Genomic DNA, 17,500 nt, shown 5'->3' with positions numbered 1-17,500 from the left:
GTGATACTTTTAAACTTGGCGGCCAATCTAACAAGTATTGAGCCTGTTAGTTGTATCCCTTGCTCAGCGGTAACCCCTTTTTCATGGTGCTTAACTGATTCTGCGACAGCATGTCCAGAGTCTACAAGTTCCCACGAAAGCTTTACTGAAGCTTTGTATATTTCTTCAGCTTCACCTTTTTTAATTTGCTCTTTTAGCTCCTTAAGCGCATTACCAATATCAAGTGTTGCGGTTGTGACGCTAACGGTTGGTGAAAAAAGCTTTTTCATCGTTTATCTCATTGTTTATAAGGGTTATAGTGCAAAAAGACATGTTGTCAGAAAAATCTTAATGGTGGCTATCATCGGCTGTTGTGCAAGAAACAAGGCATACCTGAAAACCGAGAAAAATGGATAAAAAATATTGTGTTAGCAAGTATGTCGCCAGACAGGATACTCACCTTAGTCGTTTATGCAGTGCAATAAAAGATAGTGACATGAGCCCATTAGAACAGGAGGTTGTTGAGTATGATGTGAGTGATGGGATCAAAGCTTAAAAGGAAAACATTATGGGAAGCCAACAAAAATTTTAGTTCAAGATAGGCTTTATGATCTAATGGGGTTGCTATCTTATGTGTGTCGTGCGTTGACACTACTTACCTGGCCACTCTTAATTTGCTTCATGACGAGTAATTAAGGAATAGTGCATACTAGCTGCAATAGAGAGTGTCATTAACGCTTGTGTGCAAATCGCTCTATCAGCTGGTACATGTTTGCATCGCTGTCGGTAACTGCTATGTCTGATAAATCAGCAAAATGGGGCTCTGGTTAGAAAATCGCTTTCTTCTTTCTGGCGATGCACTAATAGATAGCTTACTGTTTATGCTTTTCCAATCCGAAGGACTGTTTCCGACCTGAGGGAGGTTGTCAGCCAATTTTGCAGAGCCTAATACTGTATCCTGGTTCCTATTGGTAATCCATAAGTCGTCATTTTGCTGATTCGCCGTTTTTAATGGCGAGGTTTCCCAACCAAAGAGGGGAAGTAACATAAAGAATAGGTGTGCAAACACCAGTATAGGTGACAATAAGGCATATATAGCAGCTGTAACTAAAAAGGACACTGCTGTTGTTGGGTCAGTAAACAGCATGCCACGTATATTGCAAAATATCATTCTATGGGCTGCAGATGTAAACTTTGTAAAGGTATTTGAAAGGACTCTACCAGCGAAATAAATCTTATCATCATCTTTATAGCTTTGATAAACAGATTCTGCAACTGCAGCACCGTAGCAGTCTCCATAAAATATGGTGTTTTGAGGCTTGATCTTCATGTCTCCTTCGATCAAGTTGTTGATAATTGCCTTCGAGCAAGTGACCAAGTCATCATGGCTGTAAATAGACCCTGTATTATCATTAATCAGTGGGTAGTTAAAGGTATGGACAACCAAATTCGTATGTTTTCTAAAGTTGGCAATTTCTGAGAGCATGCCTTCTGTCGACGTTCCACCGCCCCAAAAAATGATCACATGTTTTGTTGTTTCCGCAGTATGATGAGGCACTGCACCCCAAGTATGGCTCTTAACAGAGCAATTTTCACCATAACAGTTTTTGAACTTAACGTCATATACGCAGGAAATATCATTTTGCAAAGTTGCGTGTTTTCTTTTTCGTTTTTTTACGGATTTAGTATCGTTATTGTTAATGCTAATATTTTCAGTATTAGAAAAATAATCTGCTAAGTTGCGTGCTGGGAGAGAGGTGCCAGAAGCATTGAACGCTTCAAGCCAGTGATCTGTTTTAGAGAATAAAAACTGAGCAATAGTTTTTTGTATTTGTTTCATCGTTTTTCTCATAGGTTATTTATTTTTTCCTAATTATACTGTTTTTTTGGCTTTTTATCAATGGTTAATTGTTTTTTATGGAGGTGAGAATTGCCTAACAACTAACAAAAAACCAATCACTGCTGGCTTTCCCGGCAGTGATTGGGATCAGTCAAATTACTTGGAGCCCTGTTTAGAGGACTCAGATATCTTTTTATAGATAGACATAGCACTGGCTACCATGGCACTCGGATTGGATATGTCCGTAGGCAGTAGCATGGTGTTATTGGTCTTGGCTAAGTGTGAAAATGCTTTCACGTATTGCTGAGCAACATCTAATGACACGGCATTTTCTCCACCTTCTTGATTAATGGCTTTACGAACCACTTCGACACTATAGGCTTTTGCATCGGCCAATTGTCTAATAGCATCAGAGTCACCCTTTGCACGGTTGATCTTATCCACCATGGATGCTTCTGATTCAAGAACTTGCTTGGCTTTGTTTGCTTCAGCTTCATTGATAATCGCTTGACGAACACCTTCTGATTCAAGGATTTGAGCACGTTTTCTGCGATCAGCTTCAACCTGCATTTCCATCGCTCTAATCACTTTATCGGGTGGATGGATATCTTTAATTTCATACCTTAAGCAGATAATCCCCCAGGGCTTTGCAGCTTCATTGATATCTTTCACAATCGCATGGTTCAAGGACTCTCTTTCTTCAAAAGTTTTATCAAGTGGCATTTTACCAATCTCAGATCTCATGGTTGTTTGAGCCAATTGAGACAGTGCATAGTAAGGATCTTCTACACCATATGCTGCTGCTTTAGGATCAATGATTTGCACATATAAGACACCATCCACTGACAATGTGACATTGTCTTTTGAAATGGCAGTTTGCGTAGAAATACTCACGGCTTTTTCCTTTAAAGTATGCGTATATGCAACCCTTTGCACCAGTGGAATAATAAAATGAATCCCTGAGTGCAGTGTTTTTGAATAGCGACCAAATGTCTCAACAATACGTGTACTTTGTTCTGGAACAATTCGAACGCTTCCTAATATAATCATACCCAATATGAGTAAAGTTATTGTTACCATAGTTTTCTCCTTTTTTATTACCATCATGCTACCAGAAGAAGACCTTTGAATACAAGTAATCAGAGGTAAAAATGCCTATTTTTATGACAGACTTGTTTTCATTTGGTTGATAAAATTGATTTGGCATGGCGTTATCATGCTCATTGAGGCTCTCAATACTTTTACCGAAAAATAGTGACATTCATGAGACTGGTGTTCATTAAGGTGATTGATAAACGGTAAAGATTTATCTGTCAAGTGCGAATATTGAGCTAAAAGAAGATAAGAAAAATATGTGAGGGTAGTATGACAGCATTAGAAGGTTGGAATAAAAGCGATGCGTTTTTTGGTATTCAGGTGCCTGTATCAGATACAACTGATGAAGCAGAGACGCTTAAGGGACATGTACGTAGAGTCTTTGAAAAAAAAATGCTCGCTAAAAAACATGAGCTTGGTTCTGATGTTAGAAAAGTATTAATGGCCGATATTGATTTGACACTGATTGATAAACATTCTGATGGGTTATTTTCCGGGATTGTCAACAGCCTTATAGGCAATAAAGATAAAGCTGGAATTGAAGTTAATAAGGGAGCAATACAGAGTGCGCTAGACGATCCTTCTCTTGAAACTGCAGATAAAGGTCCCCTGCAGGAGCTTAAATCTTCATTAGCTCAGATCAAATGCTATAAAGGTCTATTAATGGATGACAAGGATAGAGAAAAATTGGTTGAGATTTTAAAAAAACTATCACCAGAAGGTAAAAAAATATTTAATGAAGCGTTCAATGCATCGGTTAGGAATAATGTCAAGCTTAGTGACAACTGTAAGAAGTTTGGCTTTGCTAGCAGTACTATTACACTAACGCAAGCTTTGCAAATAGTCTCTGATGATTTTAAAAAAGAAATACCTACAATAGGTGATGACTTTGGTGAAGCCTTATCACAAGACTCTCCGCTGGTCGAGGCATTCAAAAGGTCTTTATCTCCCAATATGCTTGCTATGGTGAAAAGCGCAAAGGACAATGGCTTTGAGGTATACGCTTTATCGCATACAAAAGCTTCTCTTGTTATAAAGTTGGGGCTAGAGGAATATGGTGTGACAGTTAAGGCTAAAGCTTGTAACTCATGGGGACTAAACAGTGAAAAAACGCCTCAGATGAATGCATTACGAGCAGATTTGGCAAAGGAAAATCCAGGAAAGTCTGTATTCGTAGCATATGTGGATGATTCGCCAACAGTTACAAAAAATGCTCAGAAGACTTTTAGATATGCTGCTGATAAAGAACTTATTGGTGCAAGTAGCTTTTTAGACAGTGTGCAAGTGATACAAAGTGCAGTAACCAGTGAAGAAAACAGGAAGAATGCGATCAAAGGTACGGTTATACAGAGTGTCAAAATAGGCCTAGATTTATTATCAAAAGATCCTAGTGAAGCCATTAAAGCGTTAACAGGTGAAAAAGTTACTAGTAAGTTTGGTATTTTAAATCGATTGCATAACCCCGATAAAGTCCCGAATAATGATTTGTTAGGGTTTGGAGGTACAGGTTTTAATCAATTTCATACGATGCTGGCACTGATGAATCTGGGAGAGGATGGTTTTTACAAGCTTGTTCCCTCTGATCAGCAAATGCTTGTCCATCACTATGTTCATATGGCAGCAGAAAATGTAGCGAAAAGGATTGATGAGATCTTATGGGAAGAGCAATTACGTTCAAAAGCCGAAAGAGCGGCTACAAATATGTTGGAGAATTTTGGTCAAGAGAAAGATGCATTTAGACAATTTTGCACTACAGTTACCTCTAAAGAAGAGCGTTTTTTTAGTGCACAGGAAACCGTAGATGCGTTTGTCCAAGCGATAGGTTCGATAAAAAATAGTGATCTTAAGCCTTATAATACTGAGTGCAATAAATTAGATGGAAAGCCATGGGAGAAATTGGGGGAAGAGCCATTTAGGGACTCAAATAATCCCATTATCCAGAGGTTACGCTTAGGCATGGCTAGTCTACATGGCACGCCAGGGGAGTTTAACCAACTTAAATTAGTAAAAAGCTTAATTGATGCTGGGTACACCTCTGAAAGTATTAAAAAGAAACTGTGTTCGAGTAAGAATAAAGCTGTTAATGATTTTATAAACAATTATATACGTATGGCAGCACAGCGGTTTAACACGCTAGGTGAGGCTGCGTTAAGGGAGGGCGTCAAGAGTCATTTTGATCTACAGGATATGCAAATGGCAGAACAGATATCATTATCGGTGAAAAAATTTAGTGGTAAATTTTTCGGAGTAGACCAGAGCGTCTCTGCAGCGATTTCTCCACTAAGTCATAAGTCCTCTTCGCCAACCGTTTTAGCTAAGGCTGCCAGCCTGATCAGTACGGAAGAGGCTAAGAAAACGGTACAAACCACAGTTGCTCATGTTCAATCAGAATTAATGGCGTTATCAAATGTCGCTATTAAAGCCATTCCAGAGTTATTGGATAAGGATGTTACTGAAAAGCATGGTATCTTAAGTAGATACTCTCAGCCTAAGCCTCTGAAAAGGTTTGCGGACACTGGTTTTAATCAATTTCATACGATACTGGCACTGATGAAACTGGGAGAGGATGGTTTTTATGAGCATTTTGCGTCATTAACTCCTGATCAGAAAATGCTTGTCCATCACTATGTTCATATGGCAGCAGACAGTGTAGAGAAAGGGATTGATGATATCTTATTGGAAGAGCTATCACGTTCAAAAGACGAAAGAGCGGCTACAAATATGTTGGAGAATTTTGGTGTAGAGCAATATACATTAAAAAGCTTTTGCACTACACTTATTTCTAAAGAAGATCGTTTCTGCTCAGGCTGGAATAAGGATGATAACGTAAGTATTATACAGTTGCTTGATGGTGGGAATAAGGCTCTGGCAAAGAGGGGTAAACAGGTTGCGGCGGAAAAGGCTAAAGCGATTTTAAGCCCGGATGGGGATGATGTAAAAGTACTATGGGTTGACATTGACTATACGATGCTTTCCGAACACACAGATTCTAAAATTTCGTCTATCGTCCGAGCTGTAATGTATGTTATGAGTGATTTTCAAAACTATACTGAGAGTGAAAAATCTAATTTGCTAACAATAAAAAAATATACACATGTTGACTATTTAGGTAAGAAAAAACTCATGACAGATGAGGAGAGAGCCAAATTCATCAAAGCTTTGAATGAACTTCCTTCCGGGACAAAAGATGACTTAACAAAGAATTTTTCAGATAAAATGAACGTAGACATCTCTTTATGTCAGGCCTTGCAAATGGCGTGTGATGATACATCTGAGCCTAGTGGGTGTCAATTAAAGGGTTTTGGCAAGCCACTCTCAGAATCATGTGAATTGGTGCAATATGTAAAAGACAGCATAGATCCGTCTATGGAAGATTTGGTTCAATGGGCAAAAAGTGAAAATGTAGAGGTATACGCTATATCTCATACGAAAGGCATGCCTGTTATACATCATGCGTTGAAAAAATTGGGGGTTATAGTTACTGCAGGCGCTTGTAACAGCAAGGGTGTGAGTGGTATCCAGAATAAACAATTACAGGCTAATGTATTACGGCGCAAACATCCAGATAAAAACGTTCGTGTAGTGAACATGGATGATTCGAAAGGTGTTACAAAAGATATGAAGTCTTATCTGAGTAAATGTACGGAGGTAGATTTAACAGAGAGAGTAGATTTAACAAAGAGAGGCGACATCACGTTTAAAACATCAGCTCCGACAGCCCTTTCTCAACTGACGCTTCAGTCATATCAAACTGCAATTCAAGGTTTAATGGATTTAGTCAAAGAGCCCTCGATAGATATGTTTAGGGCCCTAGCCGACCTAAAGAAAAAAGCACAAGGCGAAAAGTTTAAATCTTTCGAGCAGTATATATCTCGTAAATTACAAAGGTATCAAACTCAGGATGGAGACTTTAATCAGTTTAATGTCATGCGGGCTATAAACCACGACCCAGAGGGGCTGGTGGCAGCGATGGTTTCTAATAAATTATCTGTTTCTCAAATAGCTCTTGTTCACCATTACATTCATATGGCAGCAGGTATTGGGGAAGGTATTATTGCTGAATCTCTTAACGAAAAAGATCCAACTGTAGCAGACTCTTTAAAAGAGAGTGGTATTACCGCTCAAGATATGGAATCCTTTTGCAAGAAGTCAATGGATAGTGTAGAAAAGATTGCTGCTACCTTGTCTCCTCCCGAGATGAAGCTAAGGCAGATGATTAACGATCTCTCACTATATTCAAGTATGAACGCTGAGTTATTCAATTTTAATGATGATGTGGGGAATATGGATTTAGAGTTGAAGGCCCAAGCATCCAATGAAGTCATAAACAAATTATCAAGATTCGCATCAAGTGAATATATAAGAGATTTTAGTCAGTTAGAAGTCTTGTTCTGCTTAATGCAAGGAGATACTCCCGATATAATAAAAGGTCGGTTTGGACTGTCAGAAGGGATGCCGGTTACGCGTTTCCTAAAGCAGTATATCTGGAAGGCAGGACGGAATCTGAGAAAGATGAGTGATTTGGCGCTGCAAGATCTTATAAGCGACCAATTTGGCGACAGAGCTACGGTTCAAGGCATGAAAGACTTTTGCTTGCGAATTCCATATCCATCACTAACAGTTGCTAATGAGCCAAAGGAAACTGAAGTTAAGTTCTCTAGTGAAGTGTTAGGAGGATTATTGGATGAGTATGGTTTGTCAGGTCTAAAGGTGAATGATAAAAGTTGGAATCAATTACAACCGACAGCTGAGAAGGGTATGAGCCAAGAAAAGCTTTTTAATCGCTTGCTTACGTGTCATAAATATGGACTAGAGCATAAAGCCGTGGGGTTATATATTTTAAAAGCATCTACAACCTTCGATGAAAAAATGAGAGAACTAGATGCTCCAGAGAGCATAAAGAAACATAAGTTAACTGAAGATGAAAAAGAGCAACTAGAACAGCTACTAGGTGTGGGCCGAGCTGAAGAGAAGTTAAAAGACCAGGGGTTTTCTCCATTGAGTAATGATGAAGGGGTCTTTCTCTCAAATACAGACTACAATGTTTTTAAGCAAGTGCTTCAACACCATTCAAAAAAGGGTCAGGTTGGTCCATCTCAGGTGACGTTGCAAAAAGTTGCTGCTAGTGGGGGTGGAGGTTATGAAATAGAGCCTTCAAGTGACGCAACTATTCATTGTCCAGAGAGAATCCTTAAGGAATTTCAGAGCCTATTAAGTGGCAGTAAAATTCTCGGGAGTAAAGTTTATAATCCTTATACTCAAGAATATGAGATAATACCGCAGGATGCAAGTCAGTTAACCGCAAGACATCTACAAATGTTGGCTAGGAATGAGGATACTAATGTCGATGGGATTGTGAAGGAGTATCTTTATGCGCGCTTACTGACCTCTGATCAAATTGCAACATTAAGAGCATTGGTTAAGTATTCTGTGGTGACTGCTAAGGTGCCATACACACATTATGGTGGTTATCACTCTGAAAGAAAACTGGTCCCGGCTGGTTCTTCTGCAATTATCATTGATCAAGCAGGATTACAGTGGCAAGGGGATCATCGTAATACCGGCGGCATGTTTTTTTATCAAGACGTTAAACCATCAGAAAAAGAGTGGGCGGAGAAGACATTTAAACAAATTTATGGGTACGATCGTCCCGAGCTTAGTGATAATAAGCTAGAAACAACTTGGAATGAGATTTCTGGACACGTTGATCTCAATCTTGTTGCCATGGCAATTGCTGCTGAGTTTACCCAAGCTCTTTATGCTGCTAGTAGCTGCGAACCAGAAAATAATAAACAAATCTTATTTAGATATCTAAAAGCGGGAATGGGATTTTTCGCAGAGGGGATCGCTGCTCAAAATTCTGATGCTGCAAAAAAATTAGCATCTGCTCGATTAAATGGAATAATAATAGCGTTAAAAGCCATTAAAAATCTGCCCGATAGCAACCGGGTTACGCTGCTTCAGAATATTGGGGCAATAGATTTACCTTTCTCTGGGGAAGGTGAGCATGTGCTGGATGTGATAGAAAAACTCGCTGAGATAGAGGTTTTGGTGAAAGATCTTGAATTAGAGTATAAAGGGCATGGCACTACAGATGCTCTAGATAACCCTGATTCTGAGAAATACACACTCGCAACGACAAATTGTGCTGACCCCCATGCGTGTACTGGCAATGAAGGGGGGGTTGCATCAGTTGATGCTGCTGTATTTTCCAACCTGGGAGGGGGAAAAATGGTACTCAATGCAACGGCAAACACAACGATTGGGCAAAACACAGTACCGGTTTCTCATTTAGATAAATCTGTAGCAGGTATTAAAAATAGCACCCCAAACTTTACAGAAGTAGAGCCAGGTGTGAGTCTTGATCCCGGCGCGATGGGTGATCCAGAAGATAAAACCAGTTTAATGCATACACTGTATAATCCTTCATTTGCTACCTTTGACTTAGATGATTGCTTATTACAATTTCACGCAAATAATGAGGCAAAAATAAAAAATGTCTCACTTGATTCTTGGAAGAGAATGATGGGCATGGAGCAACAGGTTGTGGTTTACGCTAATGATTATGATTGGGGTAGTGAGCAAGGCGAGATTGAAGCTGTTACTTTAACTGCAGGTGATATAGCTAACTTGAAGACACTGGCAGATGAGTATGGGCAGGATAGCGTTACATGGTTGCAAGCGTATCAAAATATTATAAAAGGATTGCTCAAGGCTAAGGGAAAGGTACTGGGCGATTTTAATTTTGAATCTCCAGGTMCGATGGATGAAGAWTCATCATACATAGRCGGCCAAGATCTCGACTTATCTGGTGTCTTGTTCACAAAATCCGACTCTGGACATGAGGATCGGTTGCAGTTATATCAAGCACTAATAAAAATAGAAAAATTGAGGGAAAAACTTGGTGGGGAGAATTGCAGTAAGGACGATATTGGTTTAAACCAGGAGATGTTAGAAGACATACAAGGAACCATAGGTGAATTGAATAAAACAATAGAAACTGCTAGAGCAATTTGTGCTAAGCCTGATTTTAAAAGCTGTCTAGATGCTTTGGCCAAGGAGGATCGACTGTTCCTCTATAAGCTACAATTACTCTGCGGTTATGGGGTAGAAGATAAACAGGGTAACATCCCTGTGGTTAATGCGCTTCATAAAGAATCAGGCGGAAAGGTTATCTTAAAAGGTAACAAAACGGTTGTCGGGGGGGTCAGCAATTACTACAACGAGGGTCTTGTTACAGCACTATACCACAGGTTAGAAGAAAATAATAAGTATACTGCAATCCTCTCACACAATTACTCTAGTTCTGCTGCATATGCCTTCGTTAAAGATGCCTTAAAAAGAGTTTATAAGGTTAAGAAACCTGGTGATACAGGTTTTGATGCTTGGTTTGAAACAAAAATAAAAAGCGGCATTTTTACATGCTCCGCAACGACCGTTAGAACGACAAGTGCGAATGAATTTTCTGGGAGGAATAAAGTGTCACATTTACTTGCATATTTGAATGAAGTTATTCCAAAGATGATTAAGATGAATCCTGAGCTATCAGAGGATGATATTAAAGGTTATATAAAAGGATTGATGCACATAGATGATAGCAAGGAGAATGAATTTACAGAGGGAGTCCTAAATGATATTGCTAAATCCCCAGGTATTCAGAAGGCAATTCAGGATGCCAAGGCGCAACAGGTATTGTACACCGAGTTATCCAGTAAATATCCCGGAGGTATGGCATCTGAGCGTGCTAAAATATGGGGCAACAGTATATGCACCCAAGCAGTGAAGCTTGGGCGAACTGAAGCTGCGTTTGAAGAGATGCTAAAGATAGCTCCTAAGGATAAAGCTGCGTTTAGACTTTTTGTAGGGCTAGACACTAAATATCCCGGAGGTATGACATCTACGGGGGCCATAAAATGGGGGGGAAGTCTATGCACCCAAGCAGTGGGCCTTGGCCTAAATGATACAGTGTTTGCCAGGATTCTAGATGCTGCTCCGTTTGCGGGTACTCAAGAGACTACAACTCAGAAAAAAAAGAAGTTTAGAGAATATGTGGTTAAAAGGTTGACGCATGCTGAAAATGATCAGGTGGCAAATGTATTCCAGCGGGTTCATTTCGATCATTTCCCATCTGAAGTTAGTGAAGGTGACAACAATTCAATTGATTTATTATTTAAGAATGGCCATAAGCAGAAAAAGCAGACAGTTCAACTGCCAGATGGTGTCGATAAAGGTGCCATGATCAATGCCATAGAAAAAAGAATCGATCACAATACAGAAAAAGTTGATTTATCTTCAGATGGCGCTAGAAAACTTTATCAAGTAGTAAACAAGAAGTCCCCTAACGCCCTTCGTGGTAAGGATAATCAGTCCTCCCCAGACAAGCTCAAGGCGGCACTAAGAGCACTGGGCTTATGTCGCGATGGCATTATTCGCTTTAAGTCTGATGGGTATGTTCTAAATATATCTGAAGCTGAGCACAGCCGCTTACAGAAAGTTTTAAGGATTCATCTTTATGAGAATGTATCTTTACCCAACCGACCCCAAAGTGCAGAGATACGTGCTAAAAGGGGCGTGGAGGCGGCAAAATGCAAAAAATATTTAAAACAAATAGAGGCATTAGAAGCAGGTTCTTCTGTCCCCAAGGCTAGTCCGCATTAATAATGAGATTATGTAGACCCACTAAAAAATATCCATTACAGGCCCAAATCTTGTAGATGCCCCAATCTTCTTGGCGCCGGAGCACCTCCTGAAGATCTGCTAGTGCTATCTTTTTGTCCTTCAGCGAACAGGCCACTATCTGCTGCTGAGGATAAAGGCGGAAGCTTTTGAATGATTTGGTCGCTGTTAATATCCGCATATTTGCCATTATCAACAAATGTGTGTAGCTCTTCTTCACTTTGAAATAAACTGCCAAACTCATCCTTGATTCTGTGTTTTACAGCAGGCTCTACTTTTCTGTATGTTTTATCATCAAACCCTTCCTCGGAAATTTTTACCAGAATGGCTTTCCACGCTGCTTCGGGCACGCTGAGGCACAGCTGGGCTATATACTTTACGGTTTCCTCTTCAACAACTCTAGGAAGCTTAAGGGTGGCTGTTTCTATAGTGACAAAGCAAACTTTGACAGAAGGATGTATACCACATAGCTTTTCCATTAACTTGTTGACTGTCCCTGCAGGACAAATGGGTATATCCTCTTGTCCACGGTCTATACCTTCAGCATTATTTATATTTCCACCACGTTGGCACTCATATAAGCCTTCAATGAGCATGCTGAGACCATCATCAAATGATGCTGTGGCGCGTTCTTTATCTGAGATAGCAGTATAGCAAAGTGCAAGTAGTTGACGTAGTGAAATGCCTGACTTTGGGTCGTGATAATGGATCTGAGGCAGCCTGTCTAGAGCGCGCATCGCTGTGGATGCTTTTATAGTTAATGACGAACCATTTCTTATGGCTGATTTGAGGTCTGTAACAATTTTATCTATTGTTACCTCATTACTAATTTGATAGATATCCTGGAGATTCGTTGCGGACACAGAAACGGAATCATGTATAGAACGGGAATGTGTGTTTTGGCGCTCTCGGGGTGCTGCACCTGGAGGGTATAGTTCTGAAAATGTTGTCACGCCTCCTTGGATGGCAGCTCTCAGATTAGGTTGATTGTATATTAAGTCCACGAGATTGTTCACGTCATTACCAGAAAAATGCCTATCGATGTCTCGTAGACTGACCAATCTATCACTCAGCGCTTTGCAGAAGATTGGTACCCTCCATTGTTCCCCTGAAGGAAATGCCACCAAGGTCTTATTTGTTAGGTTTGTTCTTTGGTGCTGGGTTAAGTTTTCTATGTCGCTAAAGGTTACTATCGTATTTGTGATCAGGGTATGTATTTCCTCGTTAGCAAAAAAATCGCATTTGGATTCTCCTGAATTGAGCAGTGATACAAAGTGATCATCACCATATGATTGTAAGAGATTCCACTTAGTCTCAGGCATGTGGAAGCTAAATTTCAGCTTTGAAGGATCCACGTCATGAGTGAGGAAAAACTTTAGGCGCTGCTTCTGGGTGTCTGCCATAGATAGCAAAGAACTGGGTTCCATGGAAAGCGCCTTTAATATAGTTTCAGTCTTATCGTGGCTGTGCTCAAGAATGAATTGGCTATCATCGTCTAACATTAGTAGGTGCCTAATATTTAGTCCTTTGTCTAGCCACCAGGTAAGATTTTCATTGGTTAAAGTATTTTTCTGGTGTGGTGTTAAGTTTAGACAGTCCTCTAGTGTGAGGCCAAACTGTTCAAATCCATTGGAAAATAAGTCAATACATAGATTGTCGAGTTGTTCTGTAGAATAGGTTAAAAATGCATGAGGCATTACCGCTCTGGTTTGAATCATGTGTGCTAAATTGTCATGCATTAAATGGTCAAAATTGGCATTTCTTCCCCAGGCATTGCAGATCATTTCAAAACTGATATTCTGATTATCAACTAGTTTGGCAATATTCGGGTGGGATAAGAAGTGTATAATACTGCGCTTTGTTTCTTGTTCCCTACGTGCCAGTTCATCTAATTGCTTGATTGTGCAATACCCTTTAACGAGATATTTTAATAAACTGGGTTTTATAATTAATGCCAGTAGATTCATTAATCTAGTGATGGCGGATTTTATGCTATAAGCCATTGACTTAAAGGGTGTTGATGTGTAATTGAAACCACCTAAGAGGTTAAAGTGAAATACCACAGATACAAGCATGCTTAACTTGGTATTGGCAATTAAAGGGATTAAAACTAGGATATTAATCACAGCTAGCTCATATGCTAGGAGAAGAAATCCAAAGCTCTGGTAAGGCTTTAAACGGAAATCTTCCTCAGATTTGTCCAAAAAAAACAGATATTAAGTTATAACAAATAGCACTCAAAAATAAAAAGCTGGCTGCCTGAAAGGGAAGGTACTGATAAAAGTTCAGTAGATTTAGTGAGATCATTTTATTGTTCCATTTATATATATTTTATAATAAAAAAAATATAGCAGTATGTGTCAAGGTATTCCTACGGCTAAGTATAATTGTGGAGAGAGTCATCCGAAGAGTCTTCATTATATGCATTGGTTAAAAATATGTTCGCTATTTGCGTAAGGCTCTAGCCTTCTCATAACTGGAATAAATGGAGGGTGGTATTGTAAATCGTTGCTAAGAAGTTTTCGTTGTGGATAATTTTTGCGGTGATTGGTAGTCACTTAAGGTTAAAATAAACTATTAATCTATTGCAATACCCTCATGATACTTTGCGAAGATGAATGCTATTTAATATGAGCAATAAATGTTCTTGTTTACTCACCACGTTATGAAGGTGAAGAGAAGGGTGCAGATCTTAGGCGGCGTAGAGGCGCTAAATAGAGGAAATCATTATTAGGTCATCAGTGGTATGTTTTAATGATTATAAGGGAAAATAACCCCCGTTATAACTTGTTATGAGTATAATTCTGCATGATTCACTCATTTGTACGGTTTTAGTGCAAAAAAATATATTTTTTTTTAAATCAGTGCTATAAGATATAGTATATTAAAAAAAAGTAGGTGCGTGATGCATAGTCATAAAGAAATATTATTAGAAGGTAGTGATTTACAAAAGTGGTCTATTGTTGAGCAGCTGAGCGAATTAGATGTGAGTACTCTGGGTCTTGAGGATAGGGAGTTTTATCAAGAGCACTTGAGTGCTTTAAAAGATAATAGTATTGTCCAGTTGCACCCTTTCATAGGGAAAATAAATGATATATTGGCTATTCTGCAACCAGCAGTACAGCAGCCAGGATATGAAGCAATGGATGTACATAGTTCAAGTCTTAGAGGTTTAAGAAAAGATGGTCAAGATTTTCTAGATGCGAACATAGTGCTGTCGGATGCTGCAAGTGTTGCCGATGTCCCTAATGCTGTAGCTATAGAGGCATTTAATGCGGTAGCTGAGGAGATTAAAGTGGCCATTAAAGAGTCTGTAGAGAGTGATGGTACTATGGCTATCATCTTGCCACAGTATTTAGATTTTCTTAAAGAAGAGAATAAGAAAACGTTGGAGACTATGGGGTGTCGACTGTCTGGTGCAAAAACAATATGGCAAACCTGGAAGTTGTGTCAGATTAGCCCACCTATAATCGATAAGAATATGTTTTTTGATACATTGTTTGAGGCGGCAACAGCATATGAAGATTCAATGTATAAATATTTCGATGAACTTGATTATAGTTGCCATCCTGGAATGGAAGAAAGAATCCAGATGATGGTAGCTCAAGCGAGTCTTTCTATGTTTGCAGGAGGTGAGAGGTCTTATTCCATGTTACTGGCAGATTATGTTAAACAAAGTTTCAGATATTTATCAAATAGTATGGATGGTGATCGCCGTCATGGTCGGGTTGTGGCGCTGAATAAGAATATACCCCCTATTATTTATGATATTGCGCTTAATAATTTAGGCGAATCTGATTTTGTAGAGAAGAATTATGAGCGCTCTCTAACTCAGCGTGAAGTGCTGGCATTATACGACAAGGATAGTGATGGAGCATTGGTTAGAAAGGAGGCTGCTGATGTGGCGCTTCCAGATCGTTTCAAAAGTTCTTCAGCATTGTTTAAGTGGTACTTATCGAATCAGAAAAACTTGCCCCAGAAGACAGAGACAGATATTGAATTTGCCGAGGGTAAACTGGATGAACTGACTGCTAGGGTATTTAATGCCTGTATAGGAGTTGGGGATAGGTGGCTATTGCATTTGGTTTTTGCTGAAGGGGTGGGTTCAAGTAAGAAAGCTTTAGAGGAAAAGATCCGTGAATTTTTAAATAATGAACGTGAGAATTTAAACGCAAGTAAGCCATATCCATATGAAGAACGGGTATCTGAGGACTATATTGAAGAGACAATCAAATCAATGGATGATTGTTACGCGCAGATGTTAAAGGCAGTTATCAAGAAACTTGAGGATGGTGAGGTAGTAACATTACCAACACCGATCTCTTCGGCAGAGATAACTGTTATTGGTCAAGTCTATAAGGAGGACTGTGCCTTGCTGCATAATGTATTAATATCAGGCCACTCACAGCTTCAAGAAGTCATGGTGCCAATGTGTAAAGACTTGCCTGTTGAAGTGCTGACAGCGAGAGATGATAGAGGGCGGAATACATTGCAGCTTGCAATGTTTATGAGAAGTACAGATATTACCAATGCTATTCTTGCTAGAGAAGATTTGCCTGACGAGGTGCTGACAGCGACAAGTAATTATGGTTATAATGCATTGATGTTTGTAGTAATGTTTGGATATACAGATGTTGCCAATGCTATTCTTGCTAGAGAATATTTGCCTGACGAGGTGCTGACAGCGACAAAGGAGGATGGCTATAATGCGCTGATGATAGCAGTACATAGTGGGTATACAGATGTTGTCAATGCTATTCTTTCTAGAGAAGATTTGCCGGTTGAAGTGCTGACAGCGAGAGATGATAGAGGGCGGAATGCATTGCTGTTTGCAATATTTATGAGAAGTGCAGATATTGCCAATGCTATTCTTGCTAGAGAAGATTTGCCTGATGAGGTGCTGACAGCGACAAGTAATTATGATTATAATACATTGATGTATGCGGTAATATTTGGATATACAGATGTTGCCAATGCTATTCTTGCTAGAGAATATTTGCCTGACGAGGTGCTGACAGCGACAGAGGAGTATGGCTATAATGCGCTGATGATGGCAGTACATAGTGGGTATACAGATGTTGTCAATGCTATTCTTTCTAGAGTAGATTTGCCCCAGGAGGTGCTAACAGCGACAGATGATAGTGGTTGTAATGCATTGACGCTAGCAGAAATAAAAGGCGATAAAAATATTGCAAATGCCATTAAGGATTATGGAGCTAGAATTGAGGAGGGTGTGCCAGGAAAAGTTGTTAATAGCATCAGGAGAGTCATTTTGCTTTCAGCTCATGCAGTTTATGGAGTGTTACCATCTATATTTAACTTCGTCAAACCACGTCCATCAGAGCATAAATTTCCGGAAGATTCACCTGTGCGGTCAGAATCGGTAGACGGTGCCACTAGCCAGGATGTTCCAGAACCCCCACGTCATGAAGGTGATGATCAAGGCGCGGATCTAAGGAAGCGTGGAGGCTCTGGTAAGGATGATCAAAGACGTGACGGTTGGTGTAGATACCTCTAAATTAGCGCTTATTCAGGTAATGGAAAGGGAAGAGACGACTATCTTGCCCGCTGTTTAAAGTATAAGTGTATTTTTTGTTTTATTTTAAAATTAAAAATATTGCAAAGTAGCGCTTATACAAATGATTATTCATGTTGGTATAAAGTAATTAGCAATGAAAATATACCTAAATCAAGTACGAATGTTATAGAGATAACTGGAAAAGATGAGGCGCAGTAAGGTCGAGCCGATTTAATTTTTTCCCAAGTTTTTAAAATTATTCGATAAAGGTGTTGACAATGCTGCTTGGGGCGGTATAATCGGTTTAACTTTAATAAGTTATTGTTCTTTAAAAAAGCAGATAAGCAATACAATTTGTGTGAGCGAAGTCAATTTAAGTGATGTCAGGAATG

7 protein-coding genes (1 of these 7 cut by a window edge) are annotated in these 17,500 nt (G+C 39.4%); 3 read left to right on the top strand and 4 right to left on the bottom strand.

What is annotated here, in order from left to right:
• A protein-coding gene (locus tag MKS91_RS01825; protein WP_258569142.1) for a hypothetical protein crosses the window boundary here: on the bottom strand, nt 1-269 show its 5' portion. 1,348 nt of this gene lie to the left of the window's left edge; only the first 269 of its 1,617 coding nucleotides appear in the window; it begins with the start codon at nt 267-269; its stop codon lies beyond the left edge, outside the window.
• A 119-nt stretch (nt 270-388) separates the two neighbouring features.
• Here MKS91_RS01825 and MKS91_RS01820 point away from each other — a divergent pair, with 119 nt between their 5' ends.
• A complete protein-coding gene (locus tag MKS91_RS01820) occupies nt 389-535 on the top strand; it encodes a hypothetical protein (RefSeq protein ID WP_258569141.1) in 147 nt (48 codons plus the stop codon).
• A 237-nt stretch (nt 536-772) separates the two neighbouring features.
• Here the strand turns inward: MKS91_RS01820 and MKS91_RS01815 are convergent, their stop codons facing one another.
• Both MKS91_RS01815 and MKS91_RS01810 read right to left on the bottom strand, forming a co-directional pair.
• On the bottom strand, nt 773-1,819 hold the full coding sequence (locus MKS91_RS01815; protein ID WP_258569140.1) for a hypothetical protein: 1,047 nt from the start codon (nt 1,817-1,819) through the stop codon (nt 773-775).
• Nucleotides 1,820-1,975: 156 nt separating this feature from the next.
• Nucleotides 1,976-2,899, bottom strand: a complete 924-nt coding sequence (locus MKS91_RS01810) for an SPFH domain-containing protein (protein WP_258569139.1) — start codon at nt 2,897-2,899, stop codon at nt 1,976-1,978.
• Nucleotides 2,900-3,184: 285 nt separating this feature from the next.
• On the opposite strand from MKS91_RS01810, the gene MKS91_RS01805 reads away from it, so the two are divergent.
• Nucleotides 3,185-11,572, top strand: a complete 8,388-nt coding sequence (locus MKS91_RS01805; RefSeq protein WP_258569138.1) for an HAD family hydrolase — start codon at nt 3,185-3,187, stop codon at nt 11,570-11,572.
• A 35-nt stretch (nt 11,573-11,607) separates the two neighbouring features.
• Here MKS91_RS01805 and MKS91_RS01800 read toward each other — a convergent pair whose 3' ends face one another.
• Nucleotides 11,608-13,716, bottom strand: coding sequence for a hypothetical protein (locus tag MKS91_RS01800; protein ID WP_258569137.1), 2,109 nt, complete (start codon nt 13,714-13,716; stop codon nt 11,608-11,610).
• A 779-nt stretch (nt 13,717-14,495) separates the two neighbouring features.
• On the opposite strand from MKS91_RS01800, the gene MKS91_RS01795 reads away from it, so the two are divergent.
• The gene (locus tag MKS91_RS01795) at nt 14,496-17,108 is read left to right on the top strand and encodes an ankyrin repeat domain-containing protein (protein ID WP_258569136.1); all 2,613 of its coding nucleotides are present in this window, start codon (nt 14,496-14,498) and stop codon (nt 17,106-17,108) included.
• The last annotated feature ends 392 nt before the right edge of the window (nt 17,109-17,500 follow it).

Source organism: Candidatus Synchoanobacter obligatus (genome assembly GCF_024259865.1).
In the GTDB taxonomy this organism is placed as follows: Bacteria; Pseudomonadota; Gammaproteobacteria; order Comchoanobacterales; family Comchoanobacteraceae; genus Synchoanobacter; species Synchoanobacter obligatus.
This window is presented reverse-complemented; position numbering and strand designations above follow the sequence as displayed.